Origin of the sequence: Nonomuraea harbinensis, assembly GCF_019396385.1 — a bacterium.
Taxonomy (GTDB): domain Bacteria; phylum Actinomycetota; class Actinomycetes; order Streptosporangiales; family Streptosporangiaceae; genus Nonomuraea; species Nonomuraea ferruginea.
The window spans coordinates 124,938-145,139 of sequence record NZ_JAHKRN010000003.1; the positions used below are offsets into that span (position 1 = coordinate 124,938).

Sequence of the window (20,202 nt, forward strand, 5' to 3'; positions counted from 1 at the left end):
TCGCGGATGGACCGGGCACGACCGGCGTGTGTGTACTCGTCTCATGCCGCACACGCCCGCGGGTCTGGCCGCCTTCAACGCCCTGGACCGGGAGGGCGCGGAGAAGGAGCTGCTCGCCTGCTGCGCCTCCCGCGCCTTCGCCCGGGAGGTCGCCGCGGGCCGCCCGTACCCGGACCAGGACAGGCTGGCCGACGCCGCCGGGCGGGCCGTGCTGGCGCTCGGCTGGCCCGACGTGCTGGAGGCGCTGGGCGCGCACCCGCGCATCGGCGAGCGGCCGGCCGGCGACTCGCGCGAGGCCGCCTGGTCCCGCCGCGAGCAGGCGGGGGTCGAGGACGGGCTGCGCGCCACGCTCGCCGAGGGCAACCGCGCCTACGAGGACCGCTTCGGGCACGTCTACCTCGTCTGCGCCACCGGCCTGACCGGCGCCGAGATGCTCCGGCTGCTGCGCGAGCGCCTCGGCCACGACGAGGAGACCGAGCGCCGCACCGTACGGGAGGAACTCGCGAAGATCACCCGGCTGCGGGCCGGCAAGCTGGCGGAGGGCGTCCGATGAGCTTCTCGACGCACGTGCTCGACGCGACGACCGGCCGGCCGGCGGCCGGGATGCGCGTACGGCTGGAGCACGAGGGCGCGGTCGTGGCCGAGGGCGTCACCGACGCCGACGGCCGGATCAAGGGCTGGCAGCCGGGGGCCGGGGTGCACCGGGTGGTGTTCGACACCGGCGCACACCTGGCCGACACCTTCTACCCGGAGGTCGTCATCACCTTCACCGTGGCCGACCCCGGTGACCACTACCACGTGCCGCTCCTGCTCAGCCCGTACGCGTACTCGACCTACCGAGGGAGCTAGATGGCGATCGTTCTCGGACCCAACCGCTACGGCAAGGCGGAGACCAGGCTGGTGCGGGTCGTCAGGGACGGCGGCGTCCACCACGTCAAGGACGTCAACGTCAGCACCTCGCTGTCCGGCGCCATGAGCGAGGCGCACCTCACCGGCGACAACGCCGCCGTGCTGCCGACCGACACGCAGAAGAACACCGCGTACGCCCTGGCCCGCGAGCACGGCGTCGGCCAGATCGAGGACTTCGCCCTGCTGCTGGCCCGCCACTTCACCGGGCACGACACGATCCACCACGCCAGGGTCGCGGTCGAGGAGTACGGGTGGAACCGGATCGGCGGCACCGGCCACTCCTTCGCCCGCGACGGCGGCGAGGTGCGCACCTGCGTGGCGCACCACGACCGCGACGGCCGCGCCAGCGTGGTGTCCGGGCTGACCGGGCTGGTGGTGATGAACACGACCGGCTCGGAATTCCACGGCTTCCTCACCGACCCCTACACCACGCTGGAGCCGGCCACCGACCGCATCCTCGCCACCGCCGTGGACGCCCGCTGGCGGCACGCGGGCACGAGCGCCGACTTCGCCGCGTCCTTCGCGCTCGTACGCGGCCGCCTGCTGGAGGCGTTCGCCGGCACGCACAGCCTGTCGTTGCAGCAGACCCTGTACGCGATGGGGGAGCGGGTGCTGAACGCCTGCCCGGACATCTGCGAGATCAGGCTCACCCTGCCGAACAGGCACCACTTCCCCGTCGACCTGGCCCCGTTCGGGCTGGACAACGAGAACGAGATCTTCTACGCGGCCGACCGGCCCTACGGCCTGATCGAAGGCACGGTGCTGCGCGACGACGCGCCCGGCGCCGGATTCGCCTGGGAGTGAGAGCGATGGAATTCCTGCGCCCCACCACGTGGGCCGAGGCGCTGGCCGCCAAGGCGGACCAGCCGGACGCGGTGCCCATCCAGGGCGGCACCGACGTCATGGTGGAGATCAACTTCTCCGTGCGCCGCCCGCCGGCCCTGCTCGACCTCACCGCCGTGCCCGAGCTGGCCACCTGGTCCCTGGACGGGGGCCGGTACCGGATCGGCGCCGCCGTCCCGTACAGCACGATCATCGGCGAGCTCGGCGGCGCGCTGCCGGGGCTCGCGCAGGCGGCGCGGACGGTCGGCTCGCCGCAGATCCGCAACCGGGGGTCGGTCGGCGGGAACCTCGGCGCGGCCTCGCCGGCGGGCGACAGCCACCCGCCGCTGCTCGCCGCGGGTGCCGCCGTCGAGGTGGAGTCGCGCGGGCGCGGCGTCAGGATGATCCCCGCCGACGCGTTCTACCTGGGCGTCAAGCGCTCCGCGCTGCTCCCGGACGAGCTGATCAGGGCCGTGCACGTCGAGCCCGCGGCCGGGCCGCAGTACTTCTCCAAGGTCGGCACCCGCAACGCCATGGTGATCGCCGTCTGCTCGTTCGCCGTCGCGCTGCACCCGGACGAGCGGCGCGTCGGCACCGGGCTCGGCTCGGCCGCGCCCACCCCGCGCCGGGCGCGGGAGGCGGAGGAGTTCCTGGCCGCCGAGCTCGACTGGTCGGCGCCGCTCCAGCCGGCGCTGCTGGCGCGGTTCGGCGAGCTGTGCGCGGGCGCCGCCGCGCCGATCGACGACGTGCGCGGCACCGCCGGCTACCGCCGGCACGCCATCGCGGTGCTGGCCCGCCGCACGCTCACCTGGGCGTGGCACGACCATCTGGAGAGGAGGGCGGCCTGATGAGGGTGACGTTCACGGTCAACGGCCGCGAGGAGACGGCCGAGGACGTGTGGGAGGGCGAGAGCCTGCTGTACGTGCTGCGCGAGCGGCTCGGCCTGCCCGGCTCCAAGAACGCCTGCGAGCAGGGCGAGTGCGGCTCCTGCACGGTCTACCTCGACGACGCGCCGGTGTGCGCCTGCCTGGTCGCCGCGGGTCAGGCCCAGGGCCGCCGGGTCCGTACCGTCGAGGGCCTGGCCGAGCGGGGGCTCGACCCGGTGCAGGAGGCGTTCGTGGAGACCGGCGCGGTGCAGTGCGGCTTCTGCACGCCCGGCCTCGTCGTGCAGGCCCACGACCTGCTCGAACGCGTCGAGCGGCCGTCCGACGCGGAGATCCGCGAGGCGCTGGCCGGCAACCTGTGCCGGTGCACCGGCTACGAGAAGATCCTCGACGCCGTCCGGCTGGCGGCCGAACGCAAGGCGGCGGCCCGGTGAGCATCCTCATCGAGAACGCGTACGTCGCCCCCGTCGCCGGCCAGGAGATCGAGCGCGGCTGGATCCTCGTCGACGGCGACCGGATCACCGCGCTCGGCCCCATGGACCGGCCGCCCGCCGCCGACGGCGCGACCAGGATCGACGCCACCGGCTGCCTGGTCACCCCCGGCCTGGTCAACACCCACCACCACCTCTACCAGTGGGCCTCACAGGGGCTGGCCCAGGACGCCACCCTGTTCGAGTGGCTGGTGGCGCTCTACCAGGTATGGGCCGCGATGGACGCCGAGGTCGTCAAGGGCGCCGCCGGGGCCGGGCTCGGCTATCTCGCGTTGTCCGGCTGCACCACCTCCAGCGACCACCACTACGTCTTCCCCAAGGGCCGCGGCGACCTGCTCGCCGCCGAGATCGAGGCCGCCCGCGAGCTGGGCATCCGCTTCCACCCGGCCCGGGGCTCCATGGACCGAGGTCAGTCGAGGGGCGGGCTGCCGCCGGACGTGGTCGTGGAGGAGCTGGACGAGATCCTCGCCGCCACCGCCGACGCCGTGGACGCCTACCACGACCCGTCCCCGTCCTCGATGCTGCGGATCGCGGTCGCGCCCTGCTCGCCGTTCTCCGTCAGCGGCGAGCTGATGACCGAGGCCGCCAGGCTCGCCCGCGACAAGGGCGTGCGGCTGCACACCCACCTGGCCGAGACGCTCGACGAGGAGGAGCACTGCCTGGCCCAGCTCGGCATGCGCCCGGTCGACTACATGGACAAGCTCGGCTGGCTCGGCCCCGACGTGTGGGTGGCGCACGCCGTGCACCTCAGCGACGCCGACATCGCCAAGCTCGCCGCCACCGGCACCGGCTCCGCCCACTGCCCGTCGTCCAACGGCCGGCTCGGCGCCGGCATCGCCCGCGTGTCGGAGATGCTGCGGCGCGGCGCCAACGTCGGGCTCGGCGTCGACGGCAGCGCCTCGTCGGAGCTGACCGGCCTGGCCGGGGAGATGCGCCAGGCGCTGCTCTTCCAGCGGGCCCGCTACGGCCCCGCGGCGCTCACCGCCCGGCAGGCGCTGGAGATCGCCACCCTCGGCGGCGCCCGCAACCTCGGTCGCCAGGACGAGCTCGGCACGCTGGAGCCCGGCAAGCTCGCCGACCTGGCGCTGTGGCGGGTGGACGGGCCGTTCACCGCCGCCGTGGCCGACCCGGTCTGCGCGCTCGTCTTCGGCCCGCAGCCGCCGCTGGCCCGGCTGCTGGTCGGCGGGCGCACCGTGGTCGAGGACGGCGAGCTGCGCACCGTCCCGCACGACGCCACCGGCCGGGCCGGCGCCGACGCCCACCGCCGCCTGCTGCGGATGGCGCGCGAGCAGGGCTTCGCCGCCTCGCGTGAGCTCCCCGGCGCGCGGATGTGATGGCGGATGTGATGATGGTGGATCTCGCCGCCATGTCGCCCAAGACAGGAGTTCCCCAGTGGTCCAGCACGTCCTCGTCGCCCCGGACAAGTTCAAGGGATCGCTGACCGCGGCCGAGGTGGCCGCGACCGTCGCCGCCGCTCTCGGCGTCCCCGCCGTCGAGCTGCCCGTCGCCGACGGCGGTGACGGCACCGTCGACGCCGCCGTGGCCGCCGGGTTCGACCGCGTGACGGTACGGGTGACCGGGCCCACCGGTGAGCCCGTCGACGCCTCGTACGCCAGGCGCGGCGAGACCGCCGTCGTCGAGCTCGCCGAGGCGTCCGGCCTGCGCCGCCTCCCCGCGGGGCCCGAGCCGCTCACCGCCACCAGCCACGGCACCGGCGAGCTGATCGCCGACGCCGTCAAGCAGGGCGCCACCCGGGTCGTGCTCGGCCTTGGCGGCAGCGCCTGCACCGACGGCGGCGCGGGCATGGTCCAGGCGCTCGGCGCGCGCCTCCTCGACGCCGGTGGCCGCGAGCTGCCGCGCGGCGGCGCCGCCCTGCGCGACCTCGACCGCGTCGACGTCTCCGGCTTCCTCGACGTCTCCGGCGTCGCCTTCGTGGTGGCGAGCGACGTCGACAACCCGCTGCTCGGCCCGCACGGCGCCGCCGCCGTCTACGGGCCGCAGAAGGGCGCCACCCCCGAGCAGGTCACGCTGCTCGACGCCGCGCTCGGCCGGCTCGCCGCCGTCGCCACCCGCACCCACGGCCTGGCGGGGGCCGTCGAGCACGACGACACGCCGCGCGCCATGGGCGTCGCGGGAGCGCCCGGCGCGGGCGCGGCCGGCGGCGTCGGCTTCGCCGCGCTCGCCTTCCTGCACGCCGACATCCGGCCCGGCATCGACTACCTGCTCGACCTGCTCGGCTTCCACCAGCACGTCAAGGGCGCCCGGCTGGTGATCACCGGCGAGGGGTCGCTCGACGAGCAGACCCTGCGCGGCAAGGCCCCCGCCGGCGTCGCCCGCGCCGCCGCCGCGGCGGGCGTCCCCGTCGTGGCCGTCTGCGGCCGCCGCACCCTCACCGACGAGCAGCTGCGCGAGGCCGGCATCGAGGCCGCGTACGCGCTCGCCGACCTGGAGCCCGACCTCGGCCGCTCCATGGCCGAGGCCCGCCCGCTCCTCGGGCGCCTCGCGGCCCGGCTGGCCGCCGACCGGCTCTCCTGAGGCGGGCCCGGCAGGAGCCCGCGTCCAGGGAGCCCAGAACGAGCCCAGAACGAGCCCAGAACGAGCCCAGAACGACCCCAGAACGAGCACAGGACGAGCAGCGAACGAGCGCTGAAGGAGCACGCCCGTGTACGACCTCGTGGTCCGATCGCGCAGGACCGTCACCCCGGACGGCGAACGGCCGCTCGCCGTCGCCGTCCGCGACGGCCGGATCGCGTCCCTGCACGACCACGCCGCCCCGCTGGACGCCGCCGAGGACGTCGACCTGCGCGACCTCGCCCTGCTGCCCGGTCTCGTCGACACCCACGTGCACGTCAACGAGCCCGGCCGCACCCACTGGGAGGGGTTCGCCACCGCCACCAGGGCCGCGGCGGCCGGCGGCGTCACCACGATCGTCGACATGCCGCTCAACGCGCTCCCGCCCACCGTCAGCGTCGCCGCGCTGGAGGCCAAGCTGGCCGCCGCCGGCGGGCGGTGTCACGTCGACGTCGGCTTCTGGGGCGGCGCCGTGCCCGGCAACCTCAAGGAGCTCCGGCCGCTGCACGACCGGGGCGTGCGCGGGTTCAAGTGCTTCATGTCGCCGTCCGGCGTGGACGAGTTCCCCGAGCTGGGCCTCGGGGAGATCCGGCAGGTCATGGCCGAGCTGGCCGGGTTCGGCGGGCTGCTGGTCGTGCACGCGGAGGACCCCGCCCTGCTGACCGGCTGCGCCGGGCCCGGTTACGCCGCGTTCCTGGACTCCCGGCCGGAAGCGGCCGAGCGCGGCGCCGTCGAACAGGTCGTCCGGCTCGCCCGCGAGACCGGCGCCCGCGCGCACATCCTGCACGTCTCCGGCGCCGGCTGCCTCGACGTGCTGGAGGCCGCGCGGGCCGAGGGCCTCCCGGTCACCGCCGAGACCTGCCCCCACTACCTGACCCTCACCGCCGAGGACGTGCCCGACGGCGACACGGCCTACAAGTGCTGCCCGCCCATCCGCTCCGCCGCCAACCGCGACCGGCTCTGGGACGGCCTCGCCCGGGGCGTGCTCGACTGCGTCGTCACCGACCACTCGCCGTCCACGGCCGACCTCAAGGTGCCCGACTTCGCCGCCGCCTGGGGCGGGGTCTCCTCACTCCAGCTCGGGCTGCGCGCCGTCTGGACCGAGGCGTCCCGGCGCGGGCACGGCCTCGGCGACGTCGTGCGCTGGATGTCGGCCGCCCCCGCCCGGCTGGCCGGGCTGCGCGGCAAGGGCGGCATCGAGCCCGGCAACGACGCCGACCTGGTGGCCTTCGATCCCGACTCCGCCGAACCCGTCGACGCCCGGCGGCTGCACCACAAGAACCCCGTCACCCCGTACCAGGGACGCCGCCTCAGGGGCGCCGTGCTCACCACCTGGCTGCGGGGCAGGCCCGCCGACGACGTCCCGCACGGGACCTTCCTGCTGGGAGCGTAGATGCGCGACTTCACCCGCCTGCCCGACCTCGCGCTGCGCCGCCACGGCGGGTCCGTGATCGCCGCGAGCGACGAGTCGTTCGCCGGGAAGGAGAACCTCATCCGGCCCGGCAAACCCGCCTTCCAGCCCGCGACGTTCGCCGGCACGGGCCAGGTCTACGACGGCTGGGAGACCCGCCGCCGCCGCGGCCCCGGCCACGACTGGGCGATCGTCCGCCTCGGCCTGCCCGGCGTGATCCGCGGCGTGGTCGTCGACACCGCCTGGTTCACCGGCAACCACCCGGCGCACGCCGCCGTCGAGGCCGCCCACGTGCCCGGCCACCCGTCCGCGGCCGAGGTGGAACGGGCCGGCTGGGTCACGATCGTGCCCATGAGCCCGCTCAAGGGCGACAGGGAGCACCCCTTCGAGGTGGCCGATGAGAGCCGCTACACCCACGTACGGCTGAACATGTATCCCGACGGCGGCATCGCCCGGCTGCGCGTGCACGGTGAGGCCCGCCCCGACCTGTCCGTGTGGGACGGGCTCGGCCTCGACCTCGCCGCGCTGGAGAACGGCGGGCTGGTCACCGCCTGCTCCGACGAGTTCTACTCCTCACCCGGCAACGTCATCGCCCCCGGCACGGCCCGCAACCAGGCCGAGGGCTGGGAGACCGCGCGCCGCCGCGACGGCGGCAACGACTGGCTTGTCATCCGCCTGGCCGGACGCGGCCGCGTCAGCCTCGCCGAGATCGACACGACGAACCTGGTCTTCAACGCGCCCGCCGCCGTGACGCTCACCGGCCTCGACGGCGACCGCGAGGTCCCGCTGCTGCCCGGGACGCCGCTCCGGCCCGACGCGCCGCACCGCTTCCGGCTCGGCCCGCACGACCCCGTCGACCACGTACGCGTCGACATCCACCCCGACGGCGGCCTGGCCCGTGTGCGGCTCTGGGGCCACCTGGCCTAGTGCCAGAGGTGGACCTCCGAGCCCGGCGGCCGCTCGGAGTTGGGCCCCGGGCGCTGGAACCGCACCACGCCGCTGTTGGACAGGTTGTGCACCCGCACCCGGAAGCCCTGCGCCTGCAACTCGTTCTTGGCGTCGTTGATGCCCTTGCCCATCACGCCTGGCATGATCCGGAACTCCTGGTCGTCGCGGGCCTCGTTGTCGCCCCGGAACCAGTGCCAGAAGTCCGTCTCGCAGCGCGCCACCGTGACCATCGCCGGGATGCCCTGGTCGACCTCGGACTTGGGCTTCGGCGACTGCGCGATCACGGTGCACGGCTCGGCGTCGTCGTCGACCTCGTTGACCTGCACCTGGAAGCCCTGCTGCGTCAGGAACGCGGCCGCCTCGTCCTTCGGCATGCCGGACACGTCGGGCATGACCAGGCCGGCGCTCACGTAGATGTCGACCTTGGCGCCTTCCTTGACCTTCTCGCCCACCTGCGGTGAGGTGCGGATCACGTGGTTGCGCTGCACCTCGAGGTTCTTGACGCGGCGCATCTTGCCGACCGTCAGCCCGGCCTCGCCGATCGCCGCCCTGGCGTCGTCCTGCGTCAAACCGGCGGTCTTCGGCACCAGCACCCGCTTCGGGCCCAGCGAGGGCACCAGCGTGATCGTGGTGCCGGCCTCCACCTCGGTGCCGTGGACCGGCTCCATGGCCAGCACCGACCCTTCGGCGACCTTCTCGTCATGGCGGCCCTCGACCCTGGCCACCTGGAAGCCCTGCGCCCTCGCGCTCTGCTCGGCCACCGCGAGGTTCTTGCCCACGAGATCGGGCACGATCTTGTAGCTCTTCTGCGCGAAGTAGAGCCCGGTCGCCGCCACCGCACCCACCATGATCACGGCCAGCGCCGCCAGGAACCAGACCGGCTTGACCCGGCCGCCCCGCGAGCGCGCCGGCGGAGGCGTGGGGACCTCCGCGCGCGGCTGGATCAGGGTGTGGGCCGGAGCCGCCGGCGGGCTGGTGAACGCGCCGGTCGGACGCGCCTGCTGCGCGCCCGACAGCCTCGGCAGCGTCCGGTGCGCCTCCACCGCCTGCACCAGCATCGCCGTCGCGTCCGCGGGGCGGTCGTGCGGCTCGCGCGCCGTCGCCTGCGCCACCAGCGTGTCGATCAACGCCGGCACGTCTGACGCCAGCGACGACGGCGCGGGCACCGTGTCGTGCACGTGGCGGTAGGCCACCGACATCGGCGTCTCGCCGTCGTACGGCTGCCGGCCCGTCACCAGCTCGAACAGCATGATGCCGGCCGCGTAGACGTCACTGCGCACGTCGGCGCCGCCGGTCGTCACCTGCTCGGGCGACATGTAGCCGATCGTGCCGATCATCACGCCGGTGCGCGTCTGGTTGGTCGCCTCGATCGCGCGGGCCAGGCCGAAGTCGACCACCTTGATGCGGCCGTCGTCGGCCAGCAGCACGTTCTCGGGCTTCACGTCACGGTGGACCATGCCCGCCTGGTGGGCGGCGCCGAGCGCCGCCAGCACCGGGATCATGATCTCCAGGGCCTCTCGGGCGGGCAGCCTGCCACGGTCGCGCAGCACGTCACGGAGCGTCTTGCCGGGCACGTACTCCATCGACAGGTAGACGACGTCGCCGTCGGTGCCCTGATCGAAGACGTGCACCACGTTCGGGTGCGAGAGGCTGGCCACCGACTTCGCCTCGCCTATGAACCTGCGCACGAACGCCGGGTCGTCGGCCAGCGAGCGGTGCATCACCTTGAGCGCGACGGTCCGGTCCAGCCGGATGTCGAGCGCCAGGTAGACAGTCGCCATGCCACCCCGGGCGATCCGGGACTCGACGCGGTAGCGCCCGTCGAGCAGCCGACCTACCAGAGGGTCCGCAGTCGTCGTGTCCACCCGGCTGAGTTTACGGGCGTTTCGCCCCCGGGAGGGCCTGACCATCCGAAAGTGATGCCGACCCGTGCCGTTCCGTGACGCAAGCGTACTCCTGGGCCGGTGGAGAACCGCATTTCCGGGGCTCGTACCGCTCCCGGAAGTCCCTGAGAAGAAGTTCTCCTGGAAGGCCCGTGGGCTTTCCAGGAGAACCGGCACCGTCAGGGAGACATCGGGGACGAAGCCTCCGCGTACCGGCGGCGGGGGATCCGGCCCGCTAGCCGGGCCGCCCGCCCGGCCTGGACGGCCGACCGCATCGCCGAGGCCATCAGCCCGGGCCGCTGCGCCCGGGTGACCGCCGTCGCCAGCAGCACCGCGTCGCACCCCAGCTCCATCGCCAGCGCCGCGTCGCTGGCCGTGCCGATGCCCGCGTCCAGGACCACCGGCACCCCGGCCGCCTCCACGATCAGCTCGATGCTGTGCGGGTTCCTGATCCCCAGCCCGGAGCCGATCGGCGAGCCCAGCGGCATCACCGCCGCGCACCCCGCCTGCTCCAGCCGCCTGGCCAGCGCCGGGTCGTCGCCGATGTACGGCAGCACCACGAACCCGTCGGCCACCAGCCGCTCCGCCGCGTCGAACGTCTCGATCGGGTCCGGCAGCAGCGTCCGCTCGTCGGCGATGACCTCCAGCTTGACCCAGTTCGTGCCCAGCGCCTCGCGCGCCAGCCGCGCCGTCAGGACGGCGTCGCCGGCGGTGAAGCAGCCGGCCGTGTTGGGCAGCACCTTGATGCCGCGCCGGCGCAGCACGTCGAGCACCGACCCGCGGGCGTGCGGGTCGAGCCGCCGCATCGCCACCGTGGTCAGCTCGGTGCCCGACGCCTCCAGCGCCTGGTCCAGCACCTCCAGCGAGGGGGCGCCGCCGGTGCCCATGATGAGCCGGGAGCCGAACTTCTCCCCGGCGATGACCAGATCATCCACCTTGCACCGCCGTCAGCACCTCCACGCGGTCGCTGTCGCGCAGCGCCGTCGTCTCCCACGCGCTGCGGGTGACCACCTCGTCGTTCACGGCCACCGCCACGCCGGTGGCGGACTCGGTCAGGGACCGTACGGCCTGCGCGACAGTCATGCCCTCGGCCACCTCGCGGGCGGCCCCATTGATCATCACATTCATGAAACATCCTTGAATCTCGCCGGTGAGCACAATGTCGCGAGGTCGGCCTCCTCGCCTTCGAGGATCGCGGCGGTCAGCGGCGTCAGCAGCACCCCGCCACGATGGTGACCGGTCGCCAGCACCAGCCCCGGGATCCCGCTCGGCCCGATGACCGGCAGGTTGTCCGGCGTGCCGGGCCGCAGCCCCGCCACCACGTCGGCCACCTCCAGCTCCGTGACGCCCGGCACCAGCTCCCTGGCGTCCCGCAGCAGCTCGTAGACCCCGCCCGCGGTCACCCTGGTGTCGAAGCCCAGCTCCTCCTGGGTGGCTCCGACCACCAGCTCCCCGTCGCCCCGCGGCACCAGGTAGACCGGGTTGCCGTGCACGGTCCCGCGCACGCACCGTCCGATCAGCGCCTGGGGCGACCTCAGGCGCATGATCTGCCCCTTGACGGGCCGTACCGGCACATCCGCCAGCTCCCCGCTCCACGCCCCCGCCGCCAGCACCACCCGCTCCGCGACCAGCGTCTCGGGCTCCCGTCCGCGCGGCACACCCGGCGAGATCCCGGGGACTGCGCCCGACTCCGGAGGGGTCAGCCGTACGCCGGACACCCGGTCGCCGTCACGCAGCAGCTCGGTCACCCGGGCGCGCACCACCGGGACGCCGAGCCGCTCCAGCGCGGCGAGCAGCGCCGCGGTGACGCGGCGAGGATCCACCCACGCGTCCGTACGGGCCAGCAGCCCGCCCCGGACGGAGGGCGCCAGCATCGGCTCCAGCCGCCGGCACCCGCGCCCGGTCAGGCGCTCGACCGGCAGCCCCAGCTTCTCCATGAACCCGGCCTGCTCGTCGAGCATCGCCAGGTCGTCGGGACCGAACGCGACGTCGAGCGTCCCGTCGTCCCGCAGATCCAGCCCGGCCCGCGCGGCCGCCAGCCGTTCGCTCCCCTCGCCGGATTCCCCGAACCCCCAGGGTGACGCGGCGGCCCGCCCGTCCTCGCCGCCGGCCGACGGACGCCTCCCGCCGGCGGACGAGGGGTCGAAGGCCGGGAAGCGCCCGTCGCCGGGGACGGCGGACGCAGCCGCCGGGCCGGCGCCCGTGGGCGCGGAACCGGCGTGCCCCGTCTCGCCGTGAGGGGCGGCCACGTGGGTGCTCGCGGGAGGAGCGGCGGAGCTCGTGCGCCCGGTCTCGCCGTGAGGGGTGACCACGTGGGTGTTCGTGGGAAGCGTGCCCTCGGCGGGGACGGCCGAGCCGGACTGCCCGGCGTAAGTGTTCGGGGTGGTGGTCGTCCGAGGGGCGGAGACGGTCGTGTCGGACTGAGCGGTGAGGGTGGTGGCCGGTCCGTCGGATCCGGGAGCGGTGAGTCCGGCGTCGGCGGCGAGGGCGGCGGCGAAGGCGGGCCAGCGGCGCAGGGAGGCGACGCCGAGACGGAGAAGGGGCTCTTCGGTGTAGGCGACCTCGCTGATCGGGGCCAGCATGCCCGCCGCCGCGTAGGAGGCGCCACGGGCGGGGGACGGATCCACCACCACGACCTCGCGGCCCTGCCTGGCCAGCCGCCAGGCGATCGACAGGCCGACGACGCCGCCTCCGACGATCACATCCATGTCCGCTCCCTTCGCCGGCATGATCCGGATCAGGTGTCTTGCGGTCGAAGGCCCGGTGAAGCCTTCCTCTCAGCCCGGTGACGGCCGGACTCCCGCGCGTCGTGCACCCCCACCTTACGACCTCCCACGACAGACCGGCACGCCGGTGCCGCAGGAGGTCGCCCCACCCGCGCGCCGCCACCGCCGAGACCGCGAAGATCGCAAGCGGGCCCCTCGGAGAGGCGCCGGGTGCCTAGGTCCCGCCCCTCACCGACGGGCGGCCGACCGGCCATGGATCCACCGGGTGCGGATCTACCGGGCGCGGTTCCACCGGGCGGGCTACCCACGCTTTCCGGGCGGTCCCGGGCCTTTCGGGTGGTCCCGGGCCCTTCGGGTGGTCTCGGGCCCTTCGGGTGGTTTCGGGATCTCGTGGGGATATCGGAGCTTCTCGGGCGGCACCGGCGTTCTTCGGGTGGGTCCTGCGGCAACCCTCGGCTGGGCTACTCCGGCAGGGCGCGATCACGCTCGCGGACGTAGGAGAGCGGGTAGCTGTCCCGAACCGCCCCCTACCCCCGCGAGTTCCGTGGGTGCGTATGTCGTCCGTCCAACCGCCACGGATGATCTTCGGTGGCGAGGAGGTGGAGCGCCAGGTGGGGGAGGAATCGGGGCTCGGGGCGACGCTGTGGGGCGGCCCCCGTTATGGTCGCTTACGTGAATCATGTCGTGGTGGTGGGAGCCGGACTGTCAGGCGTCAGGAGCGTCGAGGCACTGCGCGCACGCGGGTTCGGCGGCAGGATCACGCTGATCGGGCAGGAGCGCCACCGGCCCTACGACCGGCCGCCCCTGTCGAAGTCCGTGCTGCTGGGCGACGCCGACTCCAGCTTCGTCGACTCCGACCTGGCCGCGCTCGAAGTGGACTTCTGGCCGGGCGTCGCCGCCAAGGCGCTGCGCGAGGGCGCCGTGGAGACGACCGAGGGCGAGCTGGGCTACGACGGGCTGGTCATCGCCACCGGGGCCGAGCCGATCCTGCTCCCCGGTGACGGCCCCCAGCACGTCCTGCGTACCCTCGACGACTCGCTAGAGCTGCGCGCCCGGCTGGTTCCGGGCGCGCGGGTGGCGGTCATCGGCGCGGGCTGGATCGGCGCCGAGGTGGCCACCGCCGCACGCCGGGCAGGCTGCGCGGTGACGGTGGTAGAGGCCGGCCCCGCCCCGCTCACGCACGCCGTCGGCGCCGAGCTCGGCGCCCGCACCCAGCACTGGTACGAGGGCATCGACCTGCGCCTGGACACCATGGTCGCCTCCGTCGAGGAAGGCGGCGTGTCGCTGGTCGGCGGCGGGTTCGTGGACGCCCACGTGGTGGTGACCGGCATCGGCGTCCGCCCGGCCGTCGAGTGGCTCGCCGACGCCGACCTCGACCTGCACAACGGCGTCGTCACCGACGAGCACCTGCGCACGTCGCTGCCGAACGTGGTCGCCGTCGGCGACTGCGCCGCCTGGTGGTCGCGCCGCTTCGGCACGCGGCTGCGGGTCGAGCACTGGGACACCGCGCTGGGCGCGCCCGAGGTGGCCGCCGCGACGCTGCTGGGCGAGGAGGCGGTGTACGACCCGGTCCCGTACTTCTGGTCGGAGCAGTTCGGGCACATGGTCCAGTACGCCGGCCACCACCAGGCCGGCGAGCGGCTGGTCTACCGGGGCGAGCCGACGGGCAAGTGGTCGGCCTGCTGGCTCGCCGGCGACGACACTCTCGCCGCGGTGCTGGCCGTCGACCGGCCGCGCGATCTCGTCCAGGGGCGCCGGATCATCGAGGCGGGCCACCGGCTCGACACGGAACGCCTGGTAGATCCGGACGTGCCCCTACGGGATTGTGTTGTTTGAGCAAGCGCGGCATGTGGTAGTTGTGGTTTCGTGACGCTTTCTGTTGCACAGATCGACCGGGAGACCGATGCCCTCGTCGACGAGTGGCTCACTCTCCCCGAAGTGGCCGACCGCATGGGTCTCACCATGGGTCGCGCCAAGCAGCTCCTCAAGGACCACAAGCTCCTCGGCGTGCGCCGGGGCAGCGGCGGGCCACAGGTGCCCGCGGTGTTCCTCGACGGCCGAGATGTCATGAAGGGTTTGCCTGGCACACTCACCGTCCTGCAAGACGCGGGCTACGACGACGTCGAGTCGCTGCGCTGGCTCTTCACCCCCGACGACTCACTGCCAGGCTCGCCCGTCGAGGCGATCAGGGCGGGCCGCCACACCGAGGTCAAGCGACGTGCCCAGGCCCTCGCTTTCTGACGCCCGCCTCTACCTCTGCACCGACGGACGGCGCGAGCGCGGTGACCTCGCCGAGTTCCTCGACGTGGTGCTCGCCGGCGGCGTGGACATCGTCCAGCTCCGCGAGAAGGGGCTGGAGGCCCGCGAGGAGCTGGAGCTCCTTGAGGTGTTCCGCGACGCCTGCGACCGCCACGGCAAGCTGCTGGCGGTCAACGACCGGGCCGACATCGCCTACGCCGCCCGGCCCGACGTGCTCCACCTGGGGCAGGACGACCTTCCGGTGACGGTCGCGCGAGAGATGCTTGGCGACGACATCGTCATCGGCAGGTCCACCCACTCCGTCGCCGAGGCTTCCGCCGCGGCGGTGGAGGAGGGCGTCGACTACTACTGCTGCGGCCCCATCTGGCCCACGCCGACCAAGCCCGGCCGTCACGCGCCCGGCCCGCCGCTGCTCCGGCACGCGGCGTCGCTCGGCGCGGATCGGCCGTGGTTCGGCATCGGCGGCATCGACCTGGCCAACCTGGACGAGGTCATGTCGTACGGGGTCAGGCGGGTCGTCGTGGTGCGCGCGATCACCGACGCCGAGGACCCGGGCGCGGCAGCGGCCGAGTTCGCCAAGCGCCTGACCGACGGCCCCGGCTGACCCCGGCCGGCGCTCTCGCCGGGTCATGGCTGGCGTGTTCGGCCTGGGCCGGGAGGCTCAGGTTTTGCGCGCGGTGGCGGCCACGGCCAGTTCGGACAGGGCTGTGCGGGCCTCGGCGATGATCGGCGCCTGCTCCAGCGAGGCCAGGGCCTCACCGAGGTAGTCGGCGATCATGTCTTCGCACTCCCGCAGCGCGCCCGTACCCTCGATGATGTCGCGGAGGGCGGCGACGCCGTCGCCGTCGAGCCCGGGGTCGCCGAGCAGGCGCCGCACGGTCGCCGCGCCGGCCGGGGAGGCGGCCGCGAGCGTGCGCGCCACGAGCATCGTCCGCTTGCCCTCGCGCAGGTCGTCGCCGGCGGGCTTGCCGGTCGTCGCCGGGTCGCCGAACACGCCGAGGATGTCGTCACGCAGCTGGAAGGCGATGCCCACGCGGGTGCCGTACGTGGTGCAGAGCTCGTCCACCCACGGCACCCGCCCGCCGGCCGCCAGCACCAGGCCGAGCCTGAGCGGCTGCTCGACGGAGTACTTGCCGCTCTTGTAGAGGGCGACCCGCAGGGCCGAGTCGAAGGTGTTCTCGCCGTTCGCCTGCTCCAGCAGGTCGAGATACTGGCCGCACATCAGCTCGGTGCGCATGTGGTCGTGCACCGGCTGGGCCGCCGCCAGCGCCCGCGCGGGGAGCCCGCTGGTGCGCCACATCTCGCCCGACCAGATCAGCAGCAGGTTGCCCAGCAGGATCGCCGCGCCCTCGCCGAACTGCTCGGCCGACCCGTGCCAGGCCGACTTCTCGTGCAGCGCCTGGAAGCGGCGGTGCGCGGCCGGCATCCCGCGGCGCAGGTCGCTCTTGTCCATCACGTCGTCGTGCACCAGCGCGCTCGCCTGCAGCAGCTCCAGCGAGGCGGCGGCGGAGAAGACGCCGGGCTCGTCGCCGCCGCCCGCGGCCCGCCAGCCCCAGTAGCAGAAGGCGGGGCGCAGGCGCTTGCCCCCGGCCAGCAGGTCCTCCGCCGCGTCGCGGAGCGGCCGGAAGTCGGGCTCGCCGTCGGAAGGGAGGCGCCGTTCGACGAACTCCCTGAGGCGGAGGTCCACCTGGGATCGCAGGTCGTCCATGCTCGCGGCGTCAATGGTCATGCTCTGAAGACTAGTGGCCCAGCAGGGAAAGGCCAGCGACCAGGTTGGGGCGGGTCACGAGTGGGCCTGCGGGTACGCTTGGGCCATGGCGCTTGGTCAACCCTCCATCCTGCCCGGCCGTGTCCCCACCGTCCGCGAGTTGCTCGCCTCCGGTGGCCGGTCGTTCTCCTTCGAGTTCATGCCGCCGAAGACCGACGAGGGCCAGCGGCAGCTGTGGAAGGCGATCAGGGAGCTGGAGTCGCTGCGGCCGACGTTCGTCTCGGTGACCTACGGCGCCGGCGGCTCCAGCCGCGACCGCACGGTCGACATCGTCGAGCGGCTGGCGCACGGCACGACGCTGACCCCGGTCGCCCACTTCACCGCGGTCAACCACTCGACGCGCGAGCTGCGCCACCTGATCGGCCGATTCGCCGACGCGGGCGTGCGCAACATCCTCGCCGTGCGCGGCGACCCGCCCGGCGACCCCACCGGCGAGTGGATCCCCCACCCCGACGGCGTCCTGTACGCGGAAGACCTGGTCAGGCTGATCCGCCAGTCGGGCGACTTCTGCGTGGGCGTGGCCGCGTTCCCCTACAAGCACCCGCGCTCTCCGTCGATCGAGTCCGACACCGAGTACTTCGTGCGCAAGTGCCAGGCCGGCGCCGACTACGCGATCACGCAGATGTTCTTCCGCGCCGACGACTACCTGCGGCTGCGCGACCGGGTCGCGGCCCGCGGCTGCGACACCCCGATCATCCCGTGCGTCATGCCCGTCACGCAGATGAGCACGATCGCCCGGTCCGAGCAGTTGTCGGGCGCGCCGTTCCCGCCGGAGGTGGCCGCCCGGTTCGAGAAGGTCGCCGACGACCCGGCGGCGGTGCGCGCGCTCGGCATCGAGCACGGCGCCGAGCTGTGCCAGCGGCTGCTCGACGAGGGCGCGCCCGGCATCCACTTCATCACCTTCAACCGGTCGAGCGCCTCGCGGGAGGTGTTCCAGCGGCTGCGGCACGCACCGGCCCTGACCGTCTGACGCGCGGGCGCGACGGGTGTTGACTGGGAGCGTGATCGCCGACTTCTGGTTCGACCCGTCCTGCCCGTACACCTGGCTGACCTCGCGGTGGCTCCTGGAGGTGACCGGGGTCCGCCCGGTCGAGGTGCGCTGGCACGTGCTCAGCCTCGCCGTGCTCAACGAGGGCCGCGACGACGATCCCGAAGGTGACCCGGAGGGCTACCTGTGGGTGCCGGCGCGGATCGCGGCCGTGGTGGCCGACCGCTACGGCCAGGAGGCGCTCGGCCGCTTCTACACCGCGCTGTGGACCACCGGCGGCGCCGACCAGGACTGGATCGGCGACCTGCGCACGGCGCTGACCTCCGCGGGCCTGCCCGCCGACCTGGCCGAGGCCGGGCTCACCGGCGAGCACGACCATCTGGTACGGGCCTCCCACGCCGAGGGCATGGCGCTCATCGGCGGCGAGGCCGGCACCCCCGTGGTCGCGGTCAGCGGGGCGGGCCAGGACCGGGTGGTGTTCTTCGGCCCGGTCATCTCGCGGGTGCCGGAGGGCGAGCAGGCGGGGCGGCTGTGGGACGGCACGCTCCTGGTCGCCGGCACCCCGCACTTCCACGAGCTGAAGGGCCTGCCCCACGAGGAGCCCGCCACCTCATGACCTACGAGCCGACGCTCCCGCCGGAGCACGTCGAGCGCATCCGCCGCTGGCACGAGCGGGCCTACGCGGCCGCCAGGGCGGAGGCCGGCGACGACGGCCGGACCTTCCACCATCTCGGCCTGACCCTGCACGTGCCCCCGCAGGTCCAGCCGATCGCCGGCATGTCGCACCCGCTCGGCGAGGCGGTCCTCGCCGAGGCGCGCGACGGCGACCGGGTGCTCGACATGGGCACCGGCTGCGGGGTCAACGCCATCCTGGCCGCCTCGCGGTCTCGCGACGTGGTCGCGGTGGACGTCAACCCGCACGCCGTCGAGGCGGCCCGGGGCAACGCCGCGCGCAACGGCGTGGCGGACCGGGTCACGGTGCTGGAGAGCGACGTGTTCGCTGCCGTCGAGGGCGACTTCGACCTGATCGTCTTCGACCCGCCGTTCCGCTGGTTCGCGCCCCGCGACCTGCTGGAGAGGGCCACGACCGACGCGGGCTACGCCGCGCTGACGAGGTTCTTCCGTGACGTGCGGGGATATCTGCGGCCGGGCGGGCGGGTGCTGCTGTTCTTCGGCACCACCGGAGACCTGCCGTACGTGCGGCGGCTGGTCGGCGAGGCGGGGTTCGCCGCCACGGAGGTGAGCCGGGAGGAGCTCGTCAGGGACGGCTGGCGGGTGGAGTACGTGACCTTCCGGCTGACTCGGGACGCCACCCGCCCGCAGGGGGACCGAGCGGGTGGCGTCGGGGATGGGTGTGCGGAAGGTAGCGGGTGAGTAACTTTCCGTAAAGGTCATGCCCTCCGTAATGACCCGCAAAACCTCAGGTCATGACCCGGTCAGAGGGAGTCGCCTGCCGACGATCGCGTACTCCTCGAACCCTCCGGGGAAGACGAACCGGGACAGCAGGTCCATGAACCCCATGGACGCGTAGAGGTGGCGGGCGATCGTCGGCCGGTCGTGGGTGGAGAGCACGGCCGTGCGTTCCGCCCGGCCCGCGCACAGGGTGGTGATCATGGCGCGGCCGATGCCCTTGCGCTGGAAGTCGGGATGCACGTGGATCTCGGCCAGCTCGAACGCGTGGCCCAGCCACGCGTCGGCCGCGTCGACGCCGGCCCGGTCGGCCAGCGCGCGGTGGACGACGTCGTGCCACCACTGGCCGGGCGCGCCGCGGAAGCCGTACGCGAAGCCGACGATCTTCGGCCCCTCCGGAGCGTCACGCCATTCGGCGAAATAGCACTGGAAAAATGGATATGTCCCGTGATTGCGCATGATGGCGGTACGACCGGCGATCTGTTCCTCCGGCGTGCGCATGGCGGCGGTGTAGATGTCGATCACCGTGTCCAGCCGTTCGGTGAACTCGGCGGGTCCCGCGCCGCGAAACTCGATCACCGTCGCACCCTATTCCCTGCCGCCCACGGTCATTCCACATCCACGGGCGTGCCGCCGGTGATTCGCAGGAGCTCGTCGAACGTGGTCGGGAAGACGGTATGCGGATGGCCGCCGGCGGCCCACACCACCTCGTGCTTCTCCAGCCAGGTGTCGACCAGTGTGCGCACCGGCGCCGGATGCCCCACCGGGGCGACTCCGCCGATCGGCTGCCCGGTCGCCTCTCTGACGAACTCCGGCGTCGCCCGCCGTACCTTCGAGACCCCCGCCGTGCGGGCGACGAGTTCCACGTCGACCCGGTGCGCGCCGCTGGTCAGCACCAGCAGCGGCGCCCCGTCCGCGTCGAAGATCAGGCTGTTGGCGATGGCGCCGACCTCGCAACCGAGCTGCGCGGCGGCCGTGGCCGCGGTGGGCGCCTTCTCGGGCAGCACCACGATCTCGCCGGTCGCGCCCAGGCTCCGGAGAACGTTTTCCACTCTTACCGCGTTGGCGGGCAACTTCTCGGGCATGCGGACACTCTAAACAGATTGACTCCCGCATTACCCCGTTGAGCGGT

At 73.7% G+C, this 20,202-nt stretch carries 22 protein-coding genes and 1 riboswitch; of the genes, 15 read left to right on the plus strand and 7 right to left on the minus strand.

All coding sequences use genetic code 11. The features are described from left to right. The first annotated feature begins 43 nt into the window (after positions 1-43). From uraD to alc, 9 genes are all read left to right on the plus strand, one after another. A complete protein-coding gene (gene uraD / locus KME79_RS04040; protein ID WP_219543363.1) occupies positions 44-553 on the plus strand; it encodes a 2-oxo-4-hydroxy-4-carboxy-5-ureidoimidazoline decarboxylase in 510 nt (169 codons plus the stop codon). Beyond that, positions 550-849 carry a hydroxyisourate hydrolase gene (gene uraH / locus KME79_RS04045; RefSeq protein WP_148032759.1) on the plus strand — a complete coding sequence of 100 codons (300 nt, stop codon included), beginning with the start codon at positions 550-552 and terminating at the stop codon, positions 847-849. The genes uraD and uraH overlap by 4 nt, the downstream gene beginning before the upstream one ends. Further along, a complete protein-coding gene (gene pucL, locus KME79_RS04050; protein WP_219543364.1) occupies positions 850-1,713 on the plus strand; it encodes a factor-independent urate hydroxylase in 864 nt (287 codons plus the stop codon). A 5-nt stretch (positions 1,714-1,718) separates the two neighbouring features. Continuing rightward, positions 1,719-2,579 carry an FAD binding domain-containing protein gene (locus KME79_RS04055; RefSeq protein ID WP_219543365.1) on the plus strand — a complete coding sequence of 287 codons (861 nt, stop codon included), beginning with the start codon at positions 1,719-1,721 and terminating at the stop codon, positions 2,577-2,579. Next, positions 2,579-3,049 (plus strand): (2Fe-2S)-binding protein, encoded by a 471-nt coding sequence (locus KME79_RS04060; RefSeq protein ID WP_148032756.1) that lies wholly within the window; start codon positions 2,579-2,581, stop codon positions 3,047-3,049. Before KME79_RS04055 ends, KME79_RS04060 begins: the two co-directional genes overlap by 1 nt. Next, the gene (locus KME79_RS04065; RefSeq protein ID WP_219543366.1) at positions 3,046-4,440 is read left to right on the plus strand and encodes an 8-oxoguanine deaminase; all 1,395 of its coding nucleotides are present in this window, start codon (positions 3,046-3,048) and stop codon (positions 4,438-4,440) included. The genes KME79_RS04060 and KME79_RS04065 overlap by 4 nt, the downstream gene beginning before the upstream one ends. A 58-nt stretch (positions 4,441-4,498) precedes the next feature. Then, positions 4,499-5,641, plus strand: coding sequence for a glycerate kinase (locus tag KME79_RS04070; RefSeq protein ID WP_219543367.1), 1,143 nt, complete (start codon positions 4,499-4,501; stop codon positions 5,639-5,641). Between the two features lie 127 nt (positions 5,642-5,768). Further along, positions 5,769-7,070: an allantoinase AllB gene (gene allB / locus KME79_RS04075; protein WP_219543368.1), complete on the plus strand. Its 1,302-nt coding sequence runs from the start codon at positions 5,769-5,771 to the stop codon at positions 7,068-7,070. Then, on the plus strand, positions 7,071-8,015 hold the full coding sequence (gene alc / locus KME79_RS04080; protein WP_219543369.1) for an allantoicase: 945 nt from the start codon (positions 7,071-7,073) through the stop codon (positions 8,013-8,015). It abuts the gene before it with no gap. On the opposite strand, the gene pknB is transcribed toward alc, so the two are convergent. The 4 genes from pknB to KME79_RS46845 form a co-directional block, all read right to left on the minus strand. Then, positions 8,012-9,901 (minus strand): Stk1 family PASTA domain-containing Ser/Thr kinase, encoded by a 1,890-nt coding sequence (gene pknB / locus KME79_RS04085; protein WP_308248779.1) that lies wholly within the window; start codon positions 9,899-9,901, stop codon positions 8,012-8,014. The genes alc and pknB overlap by 4 nt on opposite strands. Before the next feature lie 197 nt (positions 9,902-10,098). Then, complete coding sequence (locus KME79_RS04090; protein ID WP_219543371.1) at positions 10,099-10,854, minus strand: thiazole synthase; 756 nt, start codon at positions 10,852-10,854, stop codon at positions 10,099-10,101. Next, positions 10,847-11,047, minus strand: a complete 201-nt coding sequence (thiS, locus tag KME79_RS04095; protein ID WP_148032749.1) for a sulfur carrier protein ThiS — start codon at positions 11,045-11,047, stop codon at positions 10,847-10,849. Before thiS ends, KME79_RS04090 begins: the two co-directional genes overlap by 8 nt. Next, positions 11,044-12,627 (minus strand): FAD-dependent oxidoreductase, encoded by a 1,584-nt coding sequence (locus KME79_RS46845; RefSeq protein ID WP_308248780.1) that lies wholly within the window; start codon positions 12,625-12,627, stop codon positions 11,044-11,046. The genes thiS and KME79_RS46845 overlap by 4 nt, the downstream gene beginning before the upstream one ends. Next, a riboswitch (TPP riboswitch) is annotated at positions 12,617-12,733 on the minus strand. Its footprint overlaps the gene before it by 11 nt. A 584-nt stretch (positions 12,734-13,317) precedes the next feature. Between KME79_RS46845 and KME79_RS04110 the strand changes: the two genes are divergently transcribed. From KME79_RS04110 to thiE, 3 genes are read left to right on the plus strand one after another with little or no spacing between them, the layout of a single operon-like run. Continuing rightward, positions 13,318-14,481 carry an NAD(P)/FAD-dependent oxidoreductase gene (locus KME79_RS04110; protein ID WP_308248781.1) on the plus strand — a complete coding sequence of 388 codons (1,164 nt, stop codon included), beginning with the start codon at positions 13,318-13,320 and terminating at the stop codon, positions 14,479-14,481. Between the two features lie 30 nt (positions 14,482-14,511). Further along, a complete protein-coding gene (locus tag KME79_RS04115) occupies positions 14,512-14,886 on the plus strand; it encodes an Rv2175c family DNA-binding protein (RefSeq protein ID WP_148032747.1) in 375 nt (124 codons plus the stop codon). Continuing rightward, the gene (gene thiE / locus KME79_RS04120; RefSeq protein ID WP_148032746.1) at positions 14,864-15,508 is read left to right on the plus strand and encodes a thiamine phosphate synthase; all 645 of its coding nucleotides are present in this window, start codon (positions 14,864-14,866) and stop codon (positions 15,506-15,508) included. Before KME79_RS04115 ends, thiE begins: the two co-directional genes overlap by 23 nt. Before the next feature lie 57 nt (positions 15,509-15,565). Here the strand turns inward: thiE and KME79_RS04125 are convergent, their stop codons facing one another. Continuing rightward, the gene (locus tag KME79_RS04125; protein WP_219543373.1) at positions 15,566-16,633 is read right to left on the minus strand and encodes a polyprenyl synthetase family protein; all 1,068 of its coding nucleotides are present in this window, start codon (positions 16,631-16,633) and stop codon (positions 15,566-15,568) included. A gap of 85 nt (positions 16,634-16,718) precedes the next feature. On the opposite strand from KME79_RS04125, the gene metF reads away from it, so the two are divergent. Genes metF through KME79_RS04140 form a run of 3 tightly spaced genes read left to right on the plus strand, consistent with a single transcriptional unit; the run spans position 16,719 to position 19,034 of the window. Further along, positions 16,719-17,642, plus strand: coding sequence for a methylenetetrahydrofolate reductase [NAD(P)H] (gene metF / locus KME79_RS04130; protein WP_219543374.1), 924 nt, complete (start codon positions 16,719-16,721; stop codon positions 17,640-17,642). Between the two features lie 31 nt (positions 17,643-17,673). Continuing rightward, positions 17,674-18,276, plus strand: a complete 603-nt coding sequence (locus KME79_RS04135) for a mycothiol-dependent nitroreductase Rv2466c family protein (protein ID WP_308248782.1) — start codon at positions 17,674-17,676, stop codon at positions 18,274-18,276. After that, complete coding sequence (locus KME79_RS04140) at positions 18,273-19,034, plus strand: methyltransferase (RefSeq protein WP_219543375.1); 762 nt, start codon at positions 18,273-18,275, stop codon at positions 19,032-19,034. Before KME79_RS04135 ends, KME79_RS04140 begins: the two co-directional genes overlap by 4 nt. 51 nt (positions 19,035-19,085) lie before the next feature. On the opposite strand, the gene KME79_RS04145 is transcribed toward KME79_RS04140, so the two are convergent. Together KME79_RS04145 and KME79_RS04150 are read right to left on the minus strand one after the other, a co-directional pair. Next, complete coding sequence (locus KME79_RS04145; RefSeq protein ID WP_308248783.1) at positions 19,086-19,649, minus strand: GNAT family N-acetyltransferase; 564 nt, start codon at positions 19,647-19,649, stop codon at positions 19,086-19,088. A 29-nt stretch (positions 19,650-19,678) separates the two neighbouring features. Then, a complete protein-coding gene (locus tag KME79_RS04150) occupies positions 19,679-20,155 on the minus strand; it encodes a YbaK/EbsC family protein (protein ID WP_219543376.1) in 477 nt (158 codons plus the stop codon). Positions 20,156-20,202 lie beyond the last annotated feature (47 nt).